This is a genomic window from Chitinophaga sp. (genome assembly GCF_036566945.1).
Lineage (GTDB): Bacteria > Bacteroidota > Bacteroidia > Chitinophagales > Chitinophagaceae > Chitinophaga.
This window is the reverse complement of the sequence record NZ_DATCVJ010000650.1, coordinates 1-20,251: the sequence shown is the minus strand read 5'-3', so window position 1 is coordinate 20,251 and position 20,251 is coordinate 1. Positions and strand designations below refer to the sequence as shown.

20 protein-coding genes are annotated in these 20,251 nt (G+C 46.4%); 11 read left to right on the top strand and 9 right to left on the bottom strand.

Annotated elements, in window-relative coordinates; translation table 11 throughout:
* Positions 1 to 216 precede the first annotated feature (216 nt).
* The 6 genes from VIP81_RS19860 (at position 217) to hutG (ending at position 6,982) form a co-directional block, all read left to right on the top strand.
* A complete protein-coding gene (locus VIP81_RS19860; protein WP_133809085.1) occupies positions 217 to 618 on the top strand; it encodes an SET domain-containing protein in 402 nt (133 codons plus the stop codon).
* A gap of 261 nt (positions 619 to 879) precedes the next feature.
* A complete protein-coding gene (locus tag VIP81_RS19855; RefSeq protein WP_331965149.1) occupies positions 880 to 1,359 on the top strand; it encodes a MarR family winged helix-turn-helix transcriptional regulator in 480 nt (159 codons plus the stop codon).
* A 30-nt stretch (positions 1,360 to 1,389) separates the two neighbouring features.
* Positions 1,390 to 2,958 carry a histidine ammonia-lyase gene (hutH, locus tag VIP81_RS19850; RefSeq protein WP_331965146.1) on the top strand — a complete coding sequence of 523 codons (1,569 nt, stop codon included), beginning with the start codon at positions 1,390 to 1,392 and terminating at the stop codon, positions 2,956 to 2,958.
* Positions 2,936 to 4,609, top strand: coding sequence for a urocanate hydratase (gene hutU, locus VIP81_RS19845; RefSeq protein WP_331965143.1), 1,674 nt, complete (start codon positions 2,936 to 2,938; stop codon positions 4,607 to 4,609). The genes hutH and hutU overlap by 23 nt, the downstream gene beginning before the upstream one ends.
* A 135-nt stretch (positions 4,610 to 4,744) precedes the next feature.
* The gene (gene hutI / locus VIP81_RS19840; RefSeq protein ID WP_331965140.1) at positions 4,745 to 5,974 is read left to right on the top strand and encodes an imidazolonepropionase; all 1,230 of its coding nucleotides are present in this window, start codon (positions 4,745 to 4,747) and stop codon (positions 5,972 to 5,974) included.
* A gap of 3 nt (positions 5,975 to 5,977) precedes the next feature.
* Positions 5,978 to 6,982 (top strand): formimidoylglutamase, encoded by a 1,005-nt coding sequence (hutG, locus tag VIP81_RS19835; RefSeq protein WP_331965137.1) that lies wholly within the window; start codon positions 5,978 to 5,980, stop codon positions 6,980 to 6,982.
* Positions 6,983 to 6,993: 11 nt separating this feature from the next.
* Here the strand turns inward: hutG and VIP81_RS19830 are convergent, their stop codons facing one another.
* Positions 6,994 to 7,821 carry a CHAD domain-containing protein gene (locus VIP81_RS19830; protein ID WP_331965134.1) on the bottom strand — a complete coding sequence of 276 codons (828 nt, stop codon included), beginning with the start codon at positions 7,819 to 7,821 and terminating at the stop codon, positions 6,994 to 6,996.
* A gap of 79 nt (positions 7,822 to 7,900) precedes the next feature.
* Between VIP81_RS19830 and VIP81_RS19825 the strand changes: the two genes are divergently transcribed.
* Positions 7,901 to 8,488 (top strand): hypothetical protein, encoded by a 588-nt coding sequence (locus VIP81_RS19825; protein WP_331965131.1) that lies wholly within the window; start codon positions 7,901 to 7,903, stop codon positions 8,486 to 8,488.
* A gap of 116 nt (positions 8,489 to 8,604) precedes the next feature.
* Here the strand turns inward: VIP81_RS19825 and purU are convergent, their stop codons facing one another.
* Entirely contained in the window at positions 8,605 to 9,474 is an 870-nt protein-coding gene (purU, locus tag VIP81_RS19820; protein ID WP_331965128.1) for a formyltetrahydrofolate deformylase, read from the bottom strand.
* Positions 9,475 to 9,530: 56 nt separating this feature from the next.
* Here purU and VIP81_RS19815 point away from each other — a divergent pair, with 56 nt between their 5' ends.
* Both VIP81_RS19815 and VIP81_RS19810 read left to right on the top strand, forming a co-directional pair.
* Positions 9,531 to 10,001, top strand: a complete 471-nt coding sequence (locus tag VIP81_RS19815; RefSeq protein ID WP_331965125.1) for a metallophosphoesterase family protein — start codon at positions 9,531 to 9,533, stop codon at positions 9,999 to 10,001.
* A 31-nt stretch (positions 10,002 to 10,032) separates the two neighbouring features.
* Positions 10,033 to 11,082, top strand: a complete 1,050-nt coding sequence (locus VIP81_RS19810) for a DUF4421 domain-containing protein (protein ID WP_331965122.1) — start codon at positions 10,033 to 10,035, stop codon at positions 11,080 to 11,082.
* 31 nt (positions 11,083 to 11,113) lie between these two features.
* Here the strand turns inward: VIP81_RS19810 and VIP81_RS19805 are convergent, their stop codons facing one another.
* The 3 genes from VIP81_RS19805 to VIP81_RS19795 form a co-directional block, all read right to left on the bottom strand.
* Entirely contained in the window at positions 11,114 to 11,695 is a 582-nt protein-coding gene (locus tag VIP81_RS19805) for a TIGR00730 family Rossman fold protein (protein WP_331965119.1), read from the bottom strand.
* Between the two features lie 9 nt (positions 11,696 to 11,704).
* On the bottom strand, positions 11,705 to 12,337 hold the full coding sequence (locus VIP81_RS19800; protein ID WP_331965116.1) for a hypothetical protein: 633 nt from the start codon (positions 12,335 to 12,337) through the stop codon (positions 11,705 to 11,707).
* 141 nt (positions 12,338 to 12,478) lie between these two features.
* Entirely contained in the window at positions 12,479 to 14,749 is a 2,271-nt protein-coding gene (locus VIP81_RS19795; RefSeq protein ID WP_331965113.1) for an aconitate hydratase, read from the bottom strand.
* 344 nt (positions 14,750 to 15,093) lie between these two features.
* Here VIP81_RS19795 and VIP81_RS19790 point away from each other — a divergent pair, with 344 nt between their 5' ends.
* Entirely contained in the window at positions 15,094 to 15,315 is a 222-nt protein-coding gene (locus VIP81_RS19790; protein WP_331965110.1) for a PspC domain-containing protein, read from the top strand.
* 115 nt (positions 15,316 to 15,430) lie between these two features.
* Here VIP81_RS19790 and VIP81_RS19785 read toward each other — a convergent pair whose 3' ends face one another.
* Together VIP81_RS19785 and kdsA are read right to left on the bottom strand one after the other, a co-directional pair.
* Complete coding sequence (locus tag VIP81_RS19785) at positions 15,431 to 15,856, bottom strand: hypothetical protein (RefSeq protein ID WP_331965107.1); 426 nt, start codon at positions 15,854 to 15,856, stop codon at positions 15,431 to 15,433.
* Between the two features lie 132 nt (positions 15,857 to 15,988).
* Complete coding sequence (gene kdsA / locus VIP81_RS19780; RefSeq protein ID WP_133809069.1) at positions 15,989 to 16,804, bottom strand: 3-deoxy-8-phosphooctulonate synthase; 816 nt, start codon at positions 16,802 to 16,804, stop codon at positions 15,989 to 15,991.
* A gap of 334 nt (positions 16,805 to 17,138) precedes the next feature.
* Here kdsA and VIP81_RS19775 point away from each other — a divergent pair, with 334 nt between their 5' ends.
* The gene (locus tag VIP81_RS19775; RefSeq protein WP_331965102.1) at positions 17,139 to 18,077 is read left to right on the top strand and encodes an NAD-dependent epimerase/dehydratase family protein; all 939 of its coding nucleotides are present in this window, start codon (positions 17,139 to 17,141) and stop codon (positions 18,075 to 18,077) included.
* Positions 18,078 to 18,150: 73 nt separating this feature from the next.
* On the opposite strand, the gene VIP81_RS19770 is transcribed toward VIP81_RS19775, so the two are convergent.
* Both VIP81_RS19770 and cysD read right to left on the bottom strand, forming a co-directional pair.
* A complete protein-coding gene (locus VIP81_RS19770) occupies positions 18,151 to 19,398 on the bottom strand; it encodes a sulfate adenylyltransferase subunit 1 (RefSeq protein ID WP_331965099.1) in 1,248 nt (415 codons plus the stop codon).
* Positions 19,399 to 19,539: 141 nt separating this feature from the next.
* Positions 19,540 to 20,251: sulfate adenylyltransferase subunit CysD (gene cysD, locus VIP81_RS19765; RefSeq protein ID WP_331965096.1), on the bottom strand; the 712-nt coding region annotated here is incomplete at its 5' end.

Genomic DNA, 20,251 nt, shown 5'->3' with positions numbered 1-20,251 from the left:
CTATGAACATAGGAAACAACTTCCTGACCGTGTCGGCTTTATGCAGGCGAAAAATAAATGTAAACCAGTCCTTCGGGTTATAATTAATCATATATACAGCTTGATTATAGGCAAAAAAAATAATTTCCGGGCCGCAAACCTAAATTTTTTAAACATGATTTTGATAACTTCTTCCTTTAACTTTACTTTACGTCTTCTTTTATTTGAAATTGAGCTATGATAAAGCCGTACTTGTACATTGATAAGTCTAAGGGAAGAGGCAGAGGAGTCTATACGAAAGAAAAGATCCCGGCCGGAACAAGAATAGAGACTTCGCCCGTACTCGTTCTCTCTTACGATGATACCGAAATTGTGGACAAAACAAGACTCCATAATTATATTTTTTTGTGGGGCGCGAAAGAAACCCGTTCCTGCGTAGCACTGGGCTTTTGCTCTATCTATAACCACGATTATCACCCCAACTGTGAATATGAAATGGATTTCACCGAAGAAACCATGAGCATCATCACCCGTCGGGATATTAAAAAGGGGGAGGAACTTTCCATTAACTATAATGGCGATGTAACCGATACTTCCCCGCTCTGGTTTGATATCAAAAAGAAACAAACAGCGAAGTAAAGGACAACAGATTACGAATTACATAAGGAGGGAGATGCTAGCGCATATTAACTGCCAACCTATAGTATTTCGTATTTCTTTTTGAAAATTGTATAAGTGCTTATATAATTTCTGGCACTGGCGTTATATTTCATTTTTCTTTCGTAATATTGTATAAGCACTTATATAATATCTTTAATTAACAGGCAATTATGAATGCCGCGTGTAGGATGTATACTCGTTCTTTCTTCATTCGTCGTTCGTAATGCGTAATTCTTTCCCATGTCGTTCTATCCATCATTAGGCTATCTCGTTTTTGGCAGCAGGCTACGCCGCCTCAGTGAATACTTCCTCATGGAAGTGAATAAAGTATACGAGCAGGCGGGCATTCCCTTTGATGCCAGCTGGTTCCCGGTATTTTACCTGTTATCCAAACAACAGCCAATGCCTATGATAGATATTTCGGAACAACTGGAAATCTCCCATTCGGCCGTGAGCCAGATGGTCACCAACCTGAAAAAGAAAGGACTGCTGAAAACCACGCCCTGCAAGGAAGACGGCCGCCGTCAACTGGTCGCATTCTCTAAAAAAGGCGAAGAACTCCTGCAACAGATCCAACCCGTATGGGCTGCCATCACCGAAGCCATGAACGAACTGGTCATGGAAAATAAACAAAGCCAGCAGATACTGGCGGCGATCGCACAAATTGAACAATCCGTGCAACAAACATCTTTGGCAGATAGAATCAAACAACAACTATAATCCTTCATACACCAGAAAAATCGACTGACCATGAGTGATATTTTTAAGTACGGTATAGACCAGCTCACCGTAGCCACAGCGATCGATATTGCCGCCGGCAAAGTGAAGGGAATACTGGTACCGGAAGTAGTTACACGCGTACAAACCAGCTTCGGGTATGTACAAACCATCGTAGCACAACATACTACGGTATATGGTATCAACACCGGCTTCGGTCCCTTGTGTGATACCAAAATTTCGGAAGATGATACCCGCGCCCTGCAGTATAATATTCTGCAAAGCCATAGTGTTGGTGTAGGAGAACCGATTCCGGAAGAAATTGCCCGCATCATGCTCATCACCAAAGTGCATGCACTGGCACAAGGTTTTTCAGGCGCGGCATTGTCTACCCTGGAACGTATTATCTGGCATGTCGATCATAAAGTAACGCCATTGGTGCCTGAAAAAGGCTCTGTGGGCGCCTCGGGCGACCTGGCGCCTTTATCACACCTGTTTCTGCCACTGATAGGTCTGGGACATGTATGGTACAAAGGACAGAAAACAGATACCGCCGCCATGATGCAACAGGAAGGGATACCGCCTATTGTACTCGGCCCTAAAGAAGGACTGGCGCTGATCAACGGCACACAGTTCATCCTGTCGTTTGCTGTGAAAGCCGTACAACGCCTGCACAATGCACTGGAAGCAGCAGATATCATCGGCGCTTTATCGCTCGAAGGACTGATGGGTACCGCTAAACCTTTCGATGCCCGCTTACACGCCATCCGTCCGTTTCCCGGCAATCAGCTGGTGGCGCACCGCCTGAAAACATTGCTGGATCATTCCGAAATCATGTCGTCACATGTAGACTGTGGCCGCGTACAGGACCCTTATTCCCTGCGCTGTATGCCACAGGTACACGGCGCATCCCGCACAGCATGGCAGCACCTGCAGGAACTCACTACCATAGAGCTGAATGCGGTAACAGACAACCCGATTATTTTTAGCGCAGAAGATACCATCAGCGGTGGTAACTTCCACGGCCAGCCAATGGCCTTGCCGCTGGACTACGCCACGGTAGCCGCTGCGGAACTGGGTAATATCTCCGACCGTCGTTGTTATATGATGATTGAAGGAAGATATGGACTCCCCAAATTACTGATCCAGGATGCGGGCCTGAACTCCGGCTTTATGATTCCGCAGTATACCACCGCCGCCCTGGTAACAGAAAATAAAACGCTGTGTTTCCCTGCCAGCGCAGATAGCGTGCCTACCTCCCTCGGACAGGAAGACCACGTATCCATGGGATCTATCAGTGGTCGTAAACTGAACCAGGTGATTGGCAACCTCGAATATATATTGGCCATAGAACTGTTGTATGCCGCGCAGGCAGTAGATTTCCGCCGACCGCTGAAATCAGGCCCGGTGCTGGAAGCGGTGCATCAGTATACCCGTGAAAAGGTATCTTTTGCTACTAAGGACCGCATCTTCGCTTATGATATTGCCGCCCTGCACAACATCATCACTGATCAGTCACTGGTGCGCGTAGCGAATGAAGCTGCGGCCCAACATCAACTCAACTTAAACGGATTGTATAATGACCAGTTTGGACTTTATTAAAACATACGCAGCACACCCGCATTATAAAGCGCCTCATGGTGCACAGCTGCACGCCAAATCATGGCAAACCGAAGCGCCTTTGCGCATGTTGCTCAACAATCTGGATGCAGAAGTAGCCGAAAACCCCGATGAACTGGTGGTGTACGGTGGCATTGGCCAGGCTGCCCGTAACAAAGAATCACTGCAAAAAATTATAGAAATATTACTGGAGCTGGATGAGGATCATTCTTTGCTCGTTCAATCCGGTAAACCAGTAGGTATCGTTCGCACACATCCGCAGGCGCCACGCGTAATGCTGGCCAACAGCAACCTGGTACCCAAATGGGCTACCTGGGATCATTTCAATGAACTGCGCGCCAAAGGCCTGATGATGTATGGTCAGATGACCGCCGGTAGCTGGATCTATATTGGTACACAAGGTATCCTGCAAGGGACCTATGAAACCTTTATGGAATGCGGCAGACAGCATTTTAATGGAAGTCTCGCCGGCAAACTGCTGGTGACCGCAGGTATTGGCGGCATGGGTGGTGCACAGCCACTGGCAGCCACTATGGCCGGAGCCGTATTTATTGGCGCCGACATCGACCCTACCCGTATTCAGAAAAGACTGGATACCCGCTACATTGATCGCATGACGTATTCGTATGAAGAAGCCATTCAATGGGCGCAGGAAGCACAGGCCAAAGGAACTGCCTTGTCCATTGGTTTGGTGAGCGATGCCGGCGATATGCTGGAACGCATGTTGAAAGATAATATCATACCGGACATCCTCACAGATCAGACTTCTGCACATGATCCGCTGAATGGCTACGTGCCTAATGGCATGACGCTGCAAGCCGCGCTGGACCTGCGTAAAAGTGACCCCGCTGCTTACCGCGTGTTGTCGCTTAAAAGCATGGCCCGTCACGTAGGCTTTATGCTGGATATGCAACAGAAAGGCGCCGTGACTTTTGATTATGGTAACAACCTGCGTGAATTTGCCCGTGAAGGGGGAGAAGCCAACGCCTTCAATTTTCCCGGATTCACACCAGCGTACATCCGTCCGCTGTTCTGCGAAGGGAAAGGACCTTTCCGTTGGGTAGCCCTCTCCGGCGATCCGGAAGATATTTATACCACCGACCAGGCATTGATAGCAGCATTTCCGGAAAACACCCACCTGATCAACTGGTTGAAAGAAGCCAGGGAAAAAGTGGCCTTCCAGGGACTGCCCGCCCGCATTTGTTGGCTGGGTATGGGTGAGCGCGAAAAAGCAGGGCTTATTTTCAACGAACTGGTGAGAACCGGTAAGGTGAAAGCCCCCATCGTTATTGGCCGGGATCATCTCGACTGTGGCTCTGTAGCTTCGCCTAACCGCGAAACAGAATCGATGAAAGACGGCTCCGATGCAGTGAGCGACTGGACCCTGCTGAACCTGATGGCGAATACCGGTGGCGGTGCTACCTGGGTATCTTTCCACCACGGTGGCGGTGTAGGGATGGGATATTCCCAACATGCCGGTATGGTAGTACTGGCAGATGGTACCGACCGTGCCGCCGCCTGCTTAAGCCGCGTACTGTTTAACGATCCAGCCCTGGGCATTTTCCGTCATGCTGATGCCGGCTATGAAAAAGCACAGGAATGGGGAGCTAAATTTGATATCAACATTTATTAAGCTTTTAGCTTTTAGCTGTTAGCTTTTAGTTTGTAGCGAAAGCTCTTGCCGTATATTATTTGCCAGAAGCTATTCGCTACAAACTAAAAGCTATCCGCTACAAACTAAAAGCTAACAGCTAAAAGCTAACAGCTTATGAAAACCTTACTTGGTCCTTTTGCTCAAATCCTCCCCATGACGGGGCTGTCGCTTAAAGGCACTTTGCAGGATGAGCAGTTAACGGTGATAGAAAAAGGTGGAGTGGTAGTGGAAAACGGAGAGATCATCGCCGTAGCAGATTACAAATCATTGCTGAAAAAATATCCTGATAGTGAAATCGCTTTCATGGATACGCCGCTGGTATTATTACCGGGCTTCATCGACTGTCATACGCATATTTGTTATGACGGTACCCGCAACCGTGATTATGCGATGCGGATAGCGGGTAAAAGTTACCTGGAAATAGCCCGTGCCGGTGGCGGTATCTGGGATTCCGTTACAAAAACACGTATAGCCGATATCGTTACCCTCACCGAAAATACCGTGGCCCGCGCCAACCGGCATTTAAAAGAAGGCGTCACCACTATTGAAGTGAAGAGCGGCTATGGACTTAACCTGGAAGGAGAGTTGAAAATGCTGCGTGCCATTCAACAGGCGGGCATGCATACTAAGGCTACCCTGGTATCTACCTGTTTGGCCGCACATATGAAACCCCGCGACTATACCGGAACAGAAGCTGAATACCTGCAGTGGGTATTAGCAGAGTTGTTGCCGGTACTGCAGCAGGAGCAGCTGAGCAACCGGGTAGATATTTTTATTGAGGAAACGGCTTTTTCTGCGTCCGCAGCGGCGGCATTTCTGAAACAGGCCATGCAACAAGGATTTGCGGCCACCGTTCATGCCGATCAGTTTAGCGCGGGTGGAGCGGAAGTAGCGGTCAACACGCATGCGTTATCCGCAGATCATCTGGAAGCCAGCAGCGAAAAAGAAATTGTCTTACTGGCGAATTCCAATACAGTTGCCGTAGTTTTGCCGGGTGCTTCATTAGGTTTGGGGATGCAATATGCACCGGCACGTAAACTATTAAATGCCGGCGCAAGTGTGGCAATAGCGAGCGATTGGAACCCCGGATCGGCGCCTATGGGCGATTTGCTGATACAGGCAGCTGTGATGAGCGCAGCAGAAAAATTGTCTACAGCAGAAGTGTTGGCGGCACTTACGATAAGAGCGGCCCCTGCATTGCAATTGAAAGATGCAGGTCAGTTGTTGGCCGGATATGCCGCAGATCTGCAGGCATATCCTACCAGCGATTACCGGGATATACTTTATTATCAGGGTAAGATGAAACCTGCTATGGTCTGGAAAAAAGGAGAATTAGTATCGTAATTTATGATAACAAAGGATAGCTATCAGCCAACAGCAGCCACTTCGTGGACCGGTCGTACAGATGGTACGGCACCCGATCTGCTGCGTTGGCACCAGGTGATTAAAGTGGTGGACTTGTTACAGGCGCCATTACCGGCACTGCAACCGGAAGAAAAAGGAATTGTATTGCTGGGCTTTGCCAGCGATGAAGGGGTACGCCGCAATAAAGGCAGAACCGGCGCCGCAGAAGGGCCGGCGGCCTTGCGTAAAGCCATCGCCAATTTCCCGGTGCACTTCAGCGAACAAACCATTTTATTGGATGCAGGAGATATTCTTTGTCTGAACGGTGAACTGGAAAATGCACAACAGGTATTGAGCGAGGCCGTGACGGCCATACTCACCGCCGGTTACCTGCCGCTGCTCCTCGGCGGCGGCCATGAAATTACCTACGGACATGCCAGTGGTATACGCCGTTTTGCGCCAAAGCAGCAAATTGGCTTCATCAACTTTGACGCACATTTTGATATCCGTGTTCCGGAAGCAGAAGGTGCCAGCTCCGGCACCGGATTCTGGCAACTGGCACAGGATTGCAAACAAGCTGGCACCCCCTTTCATTACCTGGCATTAGGTATTCAGAAGCATGGAAATACCCGCCAACTCTTTAACATAGCCGGTGAAGAAGATGCGACCTACGTAAGCGCAGATGCATTCCACCTGCAGGATAAAGACACTTTGTTTGCCGCTATTCAGCATTTCCTGGGGCAGGTGGATAAAGTATACCTGACCGCCTGTCTGGATGTATTTGCTGCTCCTTTTGCGCCCGGCGTAAGTGCTACGGCCTATAATGGTATCATGCCCGGAGGCTTATTCCTGCAATGTTTCCGCAGAATTTTACAAAGTGGAAAAGTAACAGGGGCAGATATCGCAGAACTCAATCCATCGCTGGATATAGATAACCGCACCGCCAAACTCGCGGCATCACTCATTTTTGAGATAGTAATGGCTTATAGCGGAGAAGAACCCTTTTAGTGGATGAAGGGTTACTGTACTGCGATCAACTGTTTTAGCTGCACGGCGCATAATGCCAGCTGCTCCTTCACATCCCGTTCCAGTAGCTCTACCAATTGAGATGCATTCACCGGTAAAGTGATTTTTTCTTTCTTCAGTTCCGCGATCGTGGCTTTTGTAAATAGCAATAATTCGCTGGTATCATGCCATTGCCCGAGCAGTTCACCTGCTTTCCGGGCATGTGTGGTAAGGGTATCGGTATGGGAAGAAGGGAGTACCTGTTCCAGTATGGTAAGTTGATAGTATAATGCTTTGGTATCTTTCCGTACACCATGCCATACAGTATGATGAGCCCTGCTGGCAGGCAATATAATCCGCCGGTGCTGCTGCTGCAGGTAATTTGTCAGCGCCTCAACAGCAGCCGAATGATCTGTGTCCGCAATAGCGGCTCTGAATTTGTCAGGTAGGAAGCCTAACTTTTTAAGGGGGCAGTGTTTCACGGTGGCCTGTAACATTTCTTTCGCTGTGGCCTGTTTGTTTTGCAATAATAAATGAGCAAATGAAAAGCGCCAATGTACTTTTTTTTCATAGGCCCGGAGGTGTTTCTCCTGTAGTTGCGTATCTCTGGAAGCCCCGCCTATCGCCTGTATTAGTCTTGCAGTATGCAAATGTTTACCGGCACCAAAGGAGTACTCCGGAAGTTGCTTTGCCAGCGTAAAAAAAGCGCGCAGCTTTTTCACACCCACACGCATGACATGTATGGCATCGGCATCGCCGGAATCTTTTTGCAGGATCTCATATGCGGCTGCTACGCTATCGCATTCTTTGTGCAGATAATGATATAAGGCAGATTTTAGCATCTCTTTAAAGATAAAATAAAATTCCGGGAGAAGGGTTGCATCTGGATAATTTCAATAATTTTGTTTCAAATTGATTGTTATGCAACTACTCCCCAAAATGGCAGTCACGGTACTGCTAACTGCGCTTTGCATCCCCGCAACGGCGCAAAAAATCAAGCTGGTAAACGGCGATCTCGCTCCCCTGAAAGATCAGAAAGCACTCAATGTTCAATTCACGTATGATCATCTGTCGGTAGGTAAAGACAGCGAAGAGGATTATATCCGGAAGAAGACAGCTGAGTACAACAAGAAGGAAGCCGGAAAAGGCGATACCTGGGCCAAATCGTGGAAAGACGACCGCCCCACCAGGTATGAACCTAAGTTTGATTCCCTGTTTAATGATAACGGAGATATGAAAGCTGGCAGCTTCCCGAATGCAAAGTACACCATGATTTTTCACACCACTTTTATTGAGCCCGGATTCAATGTGGGCGTAGCACGTAAAAATTCCTATATCGATGCAGAAGTGACGATTGTGGAAACCGCCGACAGAAATAAAGTGGTAGCTAATATTTCATTGGAGGATGCCCCCGGCCGGATGATGGGCTTCGATTTTGATACCGGTATGCGGATAATGGAATCCTATGCAGTGAGTGGGAAAAAATTGGCGAAGTTTATTGCCCAATAGTATTGTATCAATCGCCGGAGCCACTTGATAAGCTCCGGCGATTTGATTAATATATTTTTATTTATATATCAATAGGTTCATGTAAATGAACCTCGAATTATTTTCAGTTCTTTCTCCTAGAATACAATGGTCTTGTTTCCATGCAGGATCACGCGGTTATTCACATGGGCCTTTACTGCCCTGGTCAGCACCTGCCGTTCAATATCACGCCCCAGCATCACAAGGTCTTCTACTGTATGCTTATGACTTACCCTGGCCACATCCTGTTCAATAATAGGTCCTTCGTCCAGTTCATTGGTCACGTAGTGGGCAGTAGCGCCTATCAGTTTTACCCCTCTCGTATATGCGTTGAGGTAAGGTCTGGCGCCTGCAAAGGCGGGTAAAAAGGAGTGATGAATATTGATGATACGCTGTGGATAACGGCTGACAAACTGCGGTGATAATATTTGCATATATCTGGCCAGCACCGTAAAATCAATGTGATGTTCTTCCAGCAGGCGGATGGCTGCCTGTTCCTGTGCGGCTTTGGTAGAAGCGGTGACCGGCAGGTAATGAAACGGGATCTCCATAGCGGTGCATTCCTTCTCCAGCTGCGAGTGGTTGGAAATAACGAGCGGAATATCTACCGGCAGTTCCCCACTTTTCCATCTCCATAAAAGTTCCAGCAAACAATGATCATAGGCAGATACCATGATGGCCATCCGCATACGCCGGTCGCTGTAATCAATTTTCCATTCCATCTGTAAAGGAGTGGCCACCTGCTGCTGGAATGCAGCTTCCAGCGCGGTTTTATCCAGGAGATCCAGCTGGAATTCCATGCGCATAAAAAATAAACCTTCCCGGGGATCGGTACTGTGTTGACTTGCATCAAGTATATTTGCACCCAACTGGTAAAGAAACTGGGATACACCAGCTACAATGCCAGGGCGATCGGGACAGCAAATGAGCAAACATGCGGTAATAGGATGAGCGTTTTGTTTTGACATATAACTACCAAAGTAAAAAATATTAATATAATTCTCCCTTGAAAAAAATAGGACTCATGTCGGATACACATAGCTATTTGCATCCGCAGGTATTTAAGTACTTTGAAGAAGTGGATGAGATCTGGCATGCCGGAGATATTGGTAATGTGGAACTGGCAGATAAACTAACAGCTTTTAAGCCATTCCGGGCAGTTTATGGGAATATTGATGGCGCGGATATCCGTATCCGTTATCCGGAAACACTGCGGTTTAATGTGGAGGGAGTAGAGGTAATGATGACACATATTGGTGGTTATCCGGGGAAATATGCCCCGGGCGTGAAGGAACAGCTAAAACAACATCCGGCCAAACTCTTTATCTGTGGCCATTCTCATATTCTCAAAGTGATACCCGACGCGGCATTGCATTTGTTACATATGAATCCTGGTGCATGCGGACAACAGGGCTGGCACAAAGTCAAAACACTCCTGCGCTTTCAGTTGGATGCAGGCAATATTCAAAACCTGGAAGTCGTGGAACTTCCCTGATCATTCACATCGGAATTAACCTACAACGTTTATGAACCTACGAACCTTGGTTTGGCTGATTGTATTTATGATGGCAGCGGTGCAGATGCAGGCCCAGACACGTTTGCAGAAGTGGTTGAAAACGGAGAATGATACGGCCTACATAGAAGAGCATACAGAAGATATTACCGGCCGGTTGTATGGTTCCCGCAAATACACCAAATTTGATATCATCGATAGAAAACAGAAGAAGGATATCATGTACAGGCCCAATACGCCCTTTAATATTGGGTTTGGAGCCAATTACAGAAATATTGGACTCAACCTGGGCTTTAACCTCCCGTTTATTAACCAACACAATGATAAATATGGGAAGACCAAATACCTCGATCTGCAATCACATATTTATCTCCGTAAAATAGTCGTCGATTTCTACGGACAATATTATAAAGGTTACTATGTGGCCAACCCCGAGAAAGTATTTGGTGCGGAATACGCAGCTAAAAATCCTTATCCACTGCGGCCAGACATCCGGAATATCGACTTCGGGCTGAATGTGCAGTACATCTTCAACGACAAACGTTTTTCTTATCGCGCTCCCAATCTGCAGAACGAATACCAGAAAAAAAGTGCAGGTTCATTTATCATGGGAGGCGAAATGTTTTTCGGTGCTATCAAAGGTGATTCTTCGCTGATCCCTTCCAATATGGAGGATACCAACTTCCTGCGGGATGAACATTATTATAAAACGGGTATTTACTCGATGGCAGCCAATGTTGGATATGCCTATACGTTTGTATTGCAACAGCATTTCTTTTTGTCATTATCCTTCACCGCAGGTTTGGGTGGCAACGTGACCAGTCTTTTCCTGGAAAACGGGGACATCAGCCGTAGAGTGGGATTGCAGTTCAGTAATACCGTAAGGGCTTCCATCGGATATAATTCCAGCCGTTATTTTGCAGGCGTACATTATGTAGGCATGAATACCCGCAGCGGTATGCCGATACCGCATACTTACCAGACATTTGGTACCGGCAATTTCAGGGTGAGCCTGGTGCGCAGATTTGCACTGAAGAAACCACTATGGAAAACAAAAACTTAGTGTCGGGTGGATAACTTATCCAGCACATTCTTTAACTCTGTGCAGGCGTAATCCATTTGGAGTGAGCTGGCGGCTGGTATTGCTCCATTTGTTGCAGTAAATCACTGATATCGTTACTGCACAATAGCATATCCCGGTTTTCTGCTTTGAGGAAACCGTGGCTGGTCATGGTTTTCGACAGCTCCACGAGGGCATCATAAAACCCGTTTACATTCAGCAGGCCGATAGGTTTTTTATGCAGGCCCAATTGTCCCCAGGTGAGCATTTCAAACAGTTCTTCCATGGTACCAAAACCACCGGGCAAGGCGATTACGCCATCACACAATTCATTCATTTTGGTTTTGCGTTCGTGCATAGTATCTACCAGGATCAGTTCCGTGAGTCCTTCGTGCGCCAGTTCTTTCTGTTGCAGAAAGTGAGGTAATACACCAATAACAGAACCGCCGGCATTCAGGGTGCCATCCGCCACAGCTCCCATGAGTCCTACTTTTGCACCGCCGTATACCAGCGTTAGATTCTTTTTGGCCAATGCAGCACCCAGTAGGGTAGCCTGCTCCATATAAACAGGATCATGGCCGGCACTTGAGCCGCAAAAAACAACAATTCGTTTCATATTTGCCAATTATAAAGTGTTTATTTCTGCCTGGATGTTTTGCCGGGCTTGTTCTTCGTACAATTCCCGGAAAACAGGTGTCCGGAAAATGGACGGCATGTCCAGGAAATGTTGCATGGCTTTTTTACGGCCGGGTTTATATAACAGGTCCGGGTACATGCTGTATTCCTGCCTTATTTGCTGCGTGTACTGCCCGTAAGCTTCCGGAGAAGTGCCCAGGATTTGCAGATCGAAGTCCAGGAAGTAATCCAGGTCAGGATCATTTTGTGTATTGATATGTGTTTTGGTAGCGATGATAAAGTCATTTACCGCAGCGGTTCTATCTGCCGGAAAGCCAATCCGCTGAAGGTGTTCAACGGCTGCTGCCGCACTCTTTTCCTCATTATCTGAGCGCTTCGCGTTATAGATAATATCATGGAAGAAGATGGAAAAAAGCACCACTTCATTATCCCGGATACGATCGGCATAGGCTTGTTGTAATGATACCAGCTGCAGAATATGTGTAAGATTGTGATAATAACGCTTTTCGTCGTACTGATGGGCTATGATCATGTTGGCATAGGCCTTATTAATCAGCATCAGATCATTCGTATATGGGTAGTTTGTTTGGGTCCAGGGAGCTCTTAAATCAGATACTTGCATATGCCGGGTTCTTTTACGATGCTCAATATTAAGAAGCAGAAAGGGAAAAGCAAAAAGCTATTGTAGCGAATGATCTGAGCGAAAAATTAACATCCGCCGTGATCATTCGCTACAATAGCTTTTTGCTTTATGCCTTCAGCTTTAAGCTTTCTTAGCGGCTTCAGAACGGATAACGTTCAGTGCACCACCGGCTTTAAACCACTCGATTTGTTGTTCGTTGTAAGTATGATTTACCTGGAACTGATCTGTGCTGCCATCTTTATGATGCAGAACAACAGTCAGTTGTTTACCAGGTGTGAAAGAAGTCAGTCCATCGATATCGATAGTATCATCTTCCTGGATTAAATCATAATCTTCTTTGTTAGCGAAGGTCAGACCCAGCATACCCTGTTTTTTCAGGTTTGTTTCGTGGATACGGGCAAAAGATTTCACCAGGATAGCACGAACGCCGAGGTGACGGGGTTCCATAGCAGCGTGTTCGCGGCTGGAGCCTTCACCGTAGTTTTCATCACCTACTACTACTGCACCGAAACCGTGTGCTTTGTAATCGCGCATGGTAGCAGGAACTGCACCATATTCGTTGGTTAATGCGTTTTTAACGGTATCGCTTTTATCGTTGAATGCGTTGATCGCACCAATGAGCATGTTGTTGGAAATGTTATCCAGGTGACCGCGGTATTTCAACCATGGACCAGCCATAGAGATATGATCCGTAGTACATTTACCTTTCGCTTTGATGAGGAGTTTCAGCCCTTTCAGGTCGGTACCTTCCCATGCGGCGAATGGTGCCAGGAGTTGCAGACGGTCGGAAGTAGGGGATACTATTACCTGAACACTGCTACCATCGGCAGCAGGCGCCTGGTAACCAGCGTCATCTACAGCAAAGCCTTTCACCGGCAGTTCGTACCCTACTGGTTCGTCCAGCATTACTTCTTCACCATTTTTGTTCTTCAGTTTGTCTGTCAGCGGGTTGAAGGTGATATCACCTGCAATGGCCAGTGCGGTAACAATTTCCGGTGAAGCTACGAATGCGTGGGTAGAAGCGTTACCATCATTTCTTTTCGCGAAGTTACGGTTGAAGGAAGTGATGATAGAGTTCTTGCGGGTAGGATCGTCGATATGACGGGCCCACTGACCGATACAGGGACCGCAGGCGTTTGCCAGTACTACCCCGCCAACCTGGTCGAAAGTATTGAGTAAACCGTCTCTTTCGATGGTAAAACGTACCAGTTCAGAGCCGGGAGTGATGGTGAATTCGGATTTCATATCCAGTTGCTTGTCGATGGCTTGTTGTGCCAGGGAAGCAGAACGGGAAATATCTTCGTAGGAGGAGTTGGTGCAGGAACCGATCAGGGCTACTTCCAGTTTCTCAGGCCAGTTGTTTTCTTTTACTGCCTGTGCAAATTTGGAGATAGGCCATGCCAGATCCGGAGTAAACGGACCATTTACATAGGGTTCCAGTTCGTCCAGGTTGATTTCAATTACCTGATCGTAGTATTTTGCAGGATCTGAGTAAACCTCAGTATCCGGACGCAGGTGTTCTCTAACGCCATCTGCCAGGGCAGCAACATCAGCTCTGCTGGTCACTTTCAGGTAGTCAGACATTTTGCTGTCGTATCCGAAGAGGGAGCAGGTAGCACCGATTTCAGCACCCATGTTACAGATAGTACCTTTACCGGTAGCGCTCAGGCTATCGGCACCTTCACCAAAGTATTCCACGATAGCGCCTGTACCACCTTTTACAGTGAGAATACCGGCAACTTTCAGGATAATATCTTTAGCGGAAGTCCAACCACTCATTTTACCAGTCAGCTTCACACCGATCAGTTTCGGCATTTTCAGCTCCCATGGTAAGCCTGCCATTACATCCACCGCATCGGCACCACCAACACCAATCGCTACCATGCCTAAACCGCCGGCATTAGGAGTGTGGGAGTCAGTACCGATCATCATACCACCCGGAAACGCATAGTTTTCCAGTACCACCTGGTGAATGATACCAGCACCTGGTTTCCAGAAACCAATGCCGTACTTATCAGAAATAGAAGAAAGGAAATCGTAAACTTCTTTATTGGTGTCAATAGCAGTCGCAAGATCTTGTGTAGCGCCTACCTTGGCTTGAATGAGGTGATCACAGTGTACAGTAGAGGGAACCGCTACTTTATCACGGCCGCAGGTCATGAACTGGAGCAACGCCATCTGGGCAGTTGCATCCTGCATAGCTACGCGATCAGGAGCAAATTCAACATAGGATTTGCCTCTTTCGTAGGGCGTGGTTGTAGGTGCATACAGATGAGCGTACAAAATCTTCTCAGCAAGCGTGAGCGGGCGACCTAACATCTTACGGGTTGCTTCCACCTTACCCGGTAGTGCCGCATACACTTTTTTAATCATGTCAATATCAAACACCATGGCAAAAAAATTATTTAAGAGCGGTTAAAAATTGCACGCAAAATTAACTAAAAACAACAAGTTTTTAAATTAAATACTTAAGATATCGTCAACTGTGCATAAACTCCTCCTACTTTAACACACCCTTTAAATACACGCACATCAAGGAAAAGAGCGGTTTTTATCTCCCTAAAAAATTACTAAAAACAATTATATTAAATTTATTGCCCCTGCCTGAACAACCTTCCTCATGCACAGAAACCCACACCCGGTGCAAAGATGCTGATATTCAGCCTACTAAGCAGGTGACCCTGTTCCATTGTTTTTTCCTTGTTTTTCCAGCCGGAATTTGATAAATTTGAAGTATGAACCGCTTAAAAGATTTTGTGGAATGGAAGGCGTTTGGTGTGTGTGCCGCTATTGGAGATAAACTAGGCGTGGCCACCTCACGTATACGCATCTTTTTCATCTATGCCACTTTCCTGACAATGGGGTCACCCCTCATTGTATACATGATCCTTGCGTTTTGGGTTAACATGAAAAATTATATCCAGAATGCCCGGAGGAATCCCCTTCGTTACTTGTGATTTAAATTTAATGTGTTGATGGTCATCTCATCAGCCATTTTTAAAATAGAAAGAGGGAGTGATGATAAGCATTGGCTTACGTCACTCCCTCTTCAATTTATATATGATGGCAAACCTACTCCAGATGATACAGCGTCATACCATGATAGTGATTCTGCAACTCATTCAGGGTAATAGGCGCATTCAAATTCCGGGTTTCATCCCGGTAGTGTAGCTGAATGAGTGGCTTATGGCCAGCCTCAAACCAGCGTATGGAAAAAGGCCCCCTTACATACAGTGTACCTCCTGCTGCAGACGATGCCGCTTCATCTTTGTGAAACTGTAGTTTTAACAACGTAGCCTCCGTTAAATGAATGGGTAAAAGGTTGTCAAGATCGTACCAGTACTCATTTTCATCTGTGGCCACCAACACTTTTTTATCCTCATGATCTACCTGCAAAATCTTTCCCTCTTTTTCTGCACCTCCGTAATTTGTGATAACGGTATCACCTGATTTCAATTCGTGGATACTAATCATAGTGAGCTGAGTTTTGTGTTTCATGAATATAGTAAAAAATGCATAAAGCAGAAAGGGGAAAACAAAAAGCCATTGAAGCGAATGATGAGAGCGAATGTGATGTCCGCTTTGATTATTCGCTTCAATGGCTTTTTGCTTTCCCCTTTCTGCTTTCGCCTATCTTACCACTTTACGGATCTCTACTAATTTCTCCAGCAGTTCTTCCAGCAGATCCAAACGCAGCATATTAGCACCGTCAGATTTAGCTTTGGAAGGATCAGGATGTGTTTCTATGAACAAACCATCTGCACCGGTAGCAATGGCTGCTTTGGCAATGGTACTGATCATTTGCGGATTACCACCCGTTACACCACTGCTCTGGTTAGGCTGTTGCAAGGAGTGGGTACAATCCATTACTACCGGCTCTCCCAGGTGTTTCATAATAGGAATATTACGGTAATCTACTACCAGGTCCTGGTAACCGAAGGTGGTACCACGTTCGGTGAGGATGATATGATCGTTACCGGCGCCTTTGATTTTTTCAACGGCAAACTTCATGGACTCGCCACTCAGGAACTGACCTTTCTTTACGTTCACCACTTTGCCTGTTTCCGCAGCAGCCAGCAGGATATCCGTCTGACGGCAAAGGAAGGCAGGAATCTGCAATACATCTACATAAGCGGCCGCCATGGCTGCTTCTGCGGCAGAGTGAATATCTGAGGTAACCGGTACATTAAATGTTTTACCTATTTTCTGCAACAGTTCCAGTCCTTCTACATCACCAATACCCGTAAAGGAATGTACGCTGGTGCGGTTAGCTTTACGGTAAGATGCCTTGAAAATATAAGGGATCGCTAATCGTTTACAGATAGCGGTTACTTTCTCTGCTACTGTCATCAGTATTTCTTCCTCTTCAATCACACAAGGGCCGGCAATCAGGAAGAAATTTTCAGGGTTGTATTGCTCTTTGAATAATGATTTTAAATGCTTCATATCTTGAAAAAAATTGGGTCATTTAATTGAAGGTGCAAAGATAGGTATTATCACGCAAAGACGCAGAGCAGCAAAGCAGCAAAGGCAGGAGAAACAAAAGTCTGACAATAATTCTTTGCTGCTTTGCTGCTCTGCGTCTTTGCGTCTTTGCGTCTTTGCGTGATATTTTATATTCAATTGTCATAGTATTGTAATTCGGAAACGTAGGTTAATAGGCGGGGTAGTTTTTATTGTTATAGCATTGTCATGCGCTGAGATGTCATGAACGGAAATAGCTGCGAACCTGTTAATATTACGGTCCGATTTAAAAAATAGCTTACAATTATATTTTTGTATGAAGAAAGATAAGATTCTGGTAATTGGTGCCTGTGGACAAATTGGCGTGGAGCTGACCCTGGCCTTAAGAAAGATGTATGGAGACGCCAACGTAGTTGCTTCGGATCTTCGTGAAGAACACGATTTGCTGAAAGGAACGGGCCCGTATGTGTCGTTGGATGTAATGAACAAGGAGATGTTGCATGTACTGGTGATCCGTCATAACATCACCCAGATCTACCTGCTGGCAGCGATATTATCGGCTACCGGCGAAAAAAATCCTTTACTGGCCTGGCATATCAATATGCAAAGCCTGCTCAATGTACTGGATATTGCGAAGGAAGAAAATCTTGATAAAATATACTGGCCTAGTTCCATCGCGGTATTCGGTCCTAACTCACCGGCAGTAGAAACGCCACAGCATACCATCATCGAGCCAACGACCATTTATGGTATCAGCAAATTTGCAGGTGAACGCTGGTGCGAATACTACAACCACCGCTTTGGAGTAGATGTAAGAAGTTTGCGTTATCCGGGTCTGATCAGCTATAAATCAGCGCCAGGCGGTGGTACCACCGATTACGCTATCGAAATTTTCCATGAAGCAAAAGAGCATAAAAAATACACCAGCTTCCTGTCGGAAGACACGTACCTCCCGATGATGTACATGCCGGATGCGATCAGGGCTACCATTGAGCTGATGGAAGCAGATGCATCTAAAATTGCGATACGCTCCGCTTATAACCTCTCTGCCATGAGTTTTTCTCCAAAAGAAATTGGGGCAGAGATTAAAAAACATATTCCCGAATTCACAATGTCTTACGCGCCTGATTATCGTCAGCAAATTGCGGATGGCTGGCCTAACAGCATGAACGATGGCCAGGCTCGTCAGGATTGGGGCTGGAAACCAGAGTATGATCTGGCCCGGATGACGGAAGATATGCTGAAGAACATCTAAGCATATTTTATAAAAACGAAAAGCAGCTAAGTTATCCCATCTTAGCTGCTTTTCTGTTTATAGTAATGGCTGATTACTCAATAAATCCTACTGCCACGGTGGTGTTATTAAACTCATCAATGAGAATAAAGGCGCCGTTAGCAGGATTGGTATGATAAGAATCTGCAAATATCGGTGCCGCTGTTTTCAGCGAAATTCTACCGATATCGTTTAATCCCATTTCTGTTTTGTTGGCCGTTTGCAGGTGATTGGTTACATCGGTGATGTAATGGATCTGCTGCACTTTTGCTTTTACACGGTTCACGCCATGTTGCAGTAAATAAGTTTTGCCAGACACCAGTTTTTGCTGATCCATCCAGCAGATGTTAGCGTTTACTTCTTTCAGCTGTGCAGGTATCTCATCCGTTTTTACCAGCATATTTCCCCTGCTGCTGTCTATTTCCCCTTCCAGTGTAATCACTACGCTTTCACGTGCATGCGCCACCGTTAGTTGCTTTTCAAACTGCTCAATGGTTTTAATACGGCTTTTCTGTCCGGAAGGCAATGAAATGACTTCATCTCCTACGGTGAAATGGCCGCTGGCTACTTTACCGGCAAAGCCACGGAAGTCGTGGTATTCGGTTGTTCTGGGTCTGATCACACTTTGTATCGGGAAGCGGGCCGGATGCAGGCGGTCTTCATGATCAAAAGATACCTGTTCCAGGTATTCCAGCAGGGTAGATCCCTGGTACCAGTCGATGGCACCAGTCCGGGAAGCTACATTTTCGCCATACAGGGAAGAGATAGGAATGAATTTTACTTCCTGTCCTTTAAAGCCGGCGTTGTCCAGCATTTGCTGGAAGTCTTCCACGATCTGGTTAAAGCGTGCTTCGCTGTATTCCACCAGGTCCATTTTATTTACACATACCACCAGGTAAGGAATACGCAGGAGGTTAGCGATAAAAAAGTGACGGTGTGTTTGTTCTACAATTCCTCTGCGGGCATCAATGAGGATCAGTGATACCTGTGCATTGGAAGCGCCGGTCACCATGTTGCGGGTATATTCGATATGCCCGGGGGTGTCAGCAATAATATATTTCCGGGTAGGTGTGGAGAAGTAGATGTGCGCCACATCGATGGTGATGCCTTGCTCACGTTCTGCTACCAGTCCGTCTGTCAACAGCGACAGATCTGTAAAGTCAAGCCCTTTGCGCTTGCTGGCGGCATGAAGTGCCTCCATTTTATCCTGCGGAATAGAATTCGTATCGTATAATAAACGTCCTATTAAGGTACTTTTACCATCATCTACACTACCGGAAGTGGCTATACGTAAAACCTCCATTGTTTTTAGCTTTTAGCTTTTAGCAGTTAGCTTTTAGTGCCAACGATAAAAGATTTGTTCAAATAAATTAAAGTACTTCTTGTCATTAAAACAGCTGTTGCGGAAAAACACTAACAGCTAATGGCTAACAGCTAACAGCTGCTAGAAGTATCCTGCCTGTTTTCTCTTTTCCATGGCAGCTTCTGAGCGTTTATCGTCTATACGCGCACCCCGTTCAGAGATCTTTGCTTCCATGATTTCGGCAATGATATCTTCCAGTTTATCTGCTTCGGAAATAACGGCTGCAGTACAGGTCATATCGCCTACGGTACGGAAACGTACTTTCTGGAGATAAGGTACTTCATCAGCGGTGGTATTGAGGTAAGGCGAGTAAGGCCAGTAAAGACCGTCCCTTTCTATGATTTCTCTTTCGTGGGAGAAATAGATAGTGGGGATTTCCAGCTTTTCGCGAACAATGTAGTTCCATACATCCAGTTCTGTCCAGTTGGAAATAGGGAATACCCTCACGTTTTCGCCTATATTAATTTTTCCATTGAGGATATCAAATAATTCGGGGCGTTGCATTTTGGCGTTCCACTGACCAAATTCATCCCGTACGGAGAAGATTCTTTCTTTGGCGCGTGCTTTTTCTTCGTCTCTGCGGGCGCCGCCGATGCAGGCGTCAAATTTGCCTTCCTCGATGGCATCCAGGAGGGTAACGGTTTGCAAGGCATTTCTGCTGGCGTATTTGCCGGTTTCTTCCTGTACTTTACCCTGATCAATGCTGTCCTGTACATTTCTTACGATAATATCCAATCCCAGTGAATTCACGAGCCAGTCGCGGAATGCGATGGTTTCGGGGAAGTTATGTCCG

Coding starts and splice junctions, on each gene's coding strand:
- purU (WP_331965128.1), bottom strand. CDS start 9,474: ATGTCAAAACAAAACGCTCATCCTATTACCGCATGTTTGCTCATTTGC.
- VIP81_RS19770 (WP_331965099.1), bottom strand. CDS start 19,398: ATGGAGGTTTTACGTATAGCCACTTCCGGTAGTGTAGATGATGGTAAA.
- kdsA (WP_133809069.1), bottom strand. CDS start 16,804: ATGAAGCATTTAAAATCATTATTCAAAGAGCAATACAACCCTGAAAAT.
- VIP81_RS19785 (WP_331965107.1), bottom strand. CDS start 15,856: ATGAAACACAAAACTCAGCTCACTATGATTAGTATCCACGAATTGAAA.
- VIP81_RS19790 (WP_331965110.1), top strand. CDS start 15,094: ATGAACCGCTTAAAAGATTTTGTGGAATGGAAGGCGTTTGGTGTGTGT.
- VIP81_RS19800 (WP_331965116.1), bottom strand. CDS start 12,337: ATGCAAGTATCTGATTTAAGAGCTCCCTGGACCCAAACAAACTACCCA.
- hutG (WP_331965137.1), top strand. CDS start 5,978: ATGATAACAAAGGATAGCTATCAGCCAACAGCAGCCACTTCGTGGACC.
- VIP81_RS19855 (WP_331965149.1), top strand. CDS start 880: ATGTCGTTCTATCCATCATTAGGCTATCTCGTTTTTGGCAGCAGGCTA.
- VIP81_RS19825 (WP_331965131.1), top strand. CDS start 7,901: ATGCAACTACTCCCCAAAATGGCAGTCACGGTACTGCTAACTGCGCTT.
- VIP81_RS19860 (WP_133809085.1), top strand. CDS start 217: ATGATAAAGCCGTACTTGTACATTGATAAGTCTAAGGGAAGAGGCAGA.
- hutI (WP_331965140.1), top strand. CDS start 4,745: ATGAAAACCTTACTTGGTCCTTTTGCTCAAATCCTCCCCATGACGGGG.
- hutH (WP_331965146.1), top strand. CDS start 1,390: ATGAGTGATATTTTTAAGTACGGTATAGACCAGCTCACCGTAGCCACA.
- VIP81_RS19810 (WP_331965122.1), top strand. CDS start 10,033: ATGAACCTACGAACCTTGGTTTGGCTGATTGTATTTATGATGGCAGCG.
- VIP81_RS19795 (WP_331965113.1), bottom strand. CDS start 14,749: ATGGTGTTTGATATTGACATGATTAAAAAAGTGTATGCGGCACTACCG.
- VIP81_RS19805 (WP_331965119.1), bottom strand. CDS start 11,695: ATGAAACGAATTGTTGTTTTTTGCGGCTCAAGTGCCGGCCATGATCCT.
- VIP81_RS19830 (WP_331965134.1), bottom strand. CDS start 7,821: ATGCTAAAATCTGCCTTATATCATTATCTGCACAAAGAATGCGATAGC.
- VIP81_RS19775 (WP_331965102.1), top strand. CDS start 17,139: ATGAAGAAAGATAAGATTCTGGTAATTGGTGCCTGTGGACAAATTGGC.
- VIP81_RS19815 (WP_331965125.1), top strand. CDS start 9,531: ATGTCGGATACACATAGCTATTTGCATCCGCAGGTATTTAAGTACTTT.
- hutU (WP_331965143.1), top strand. CDS start 2,936: ATGACCAGTTTGGACTTTATTAAAACATACGCAGCACACCCGCATTAT.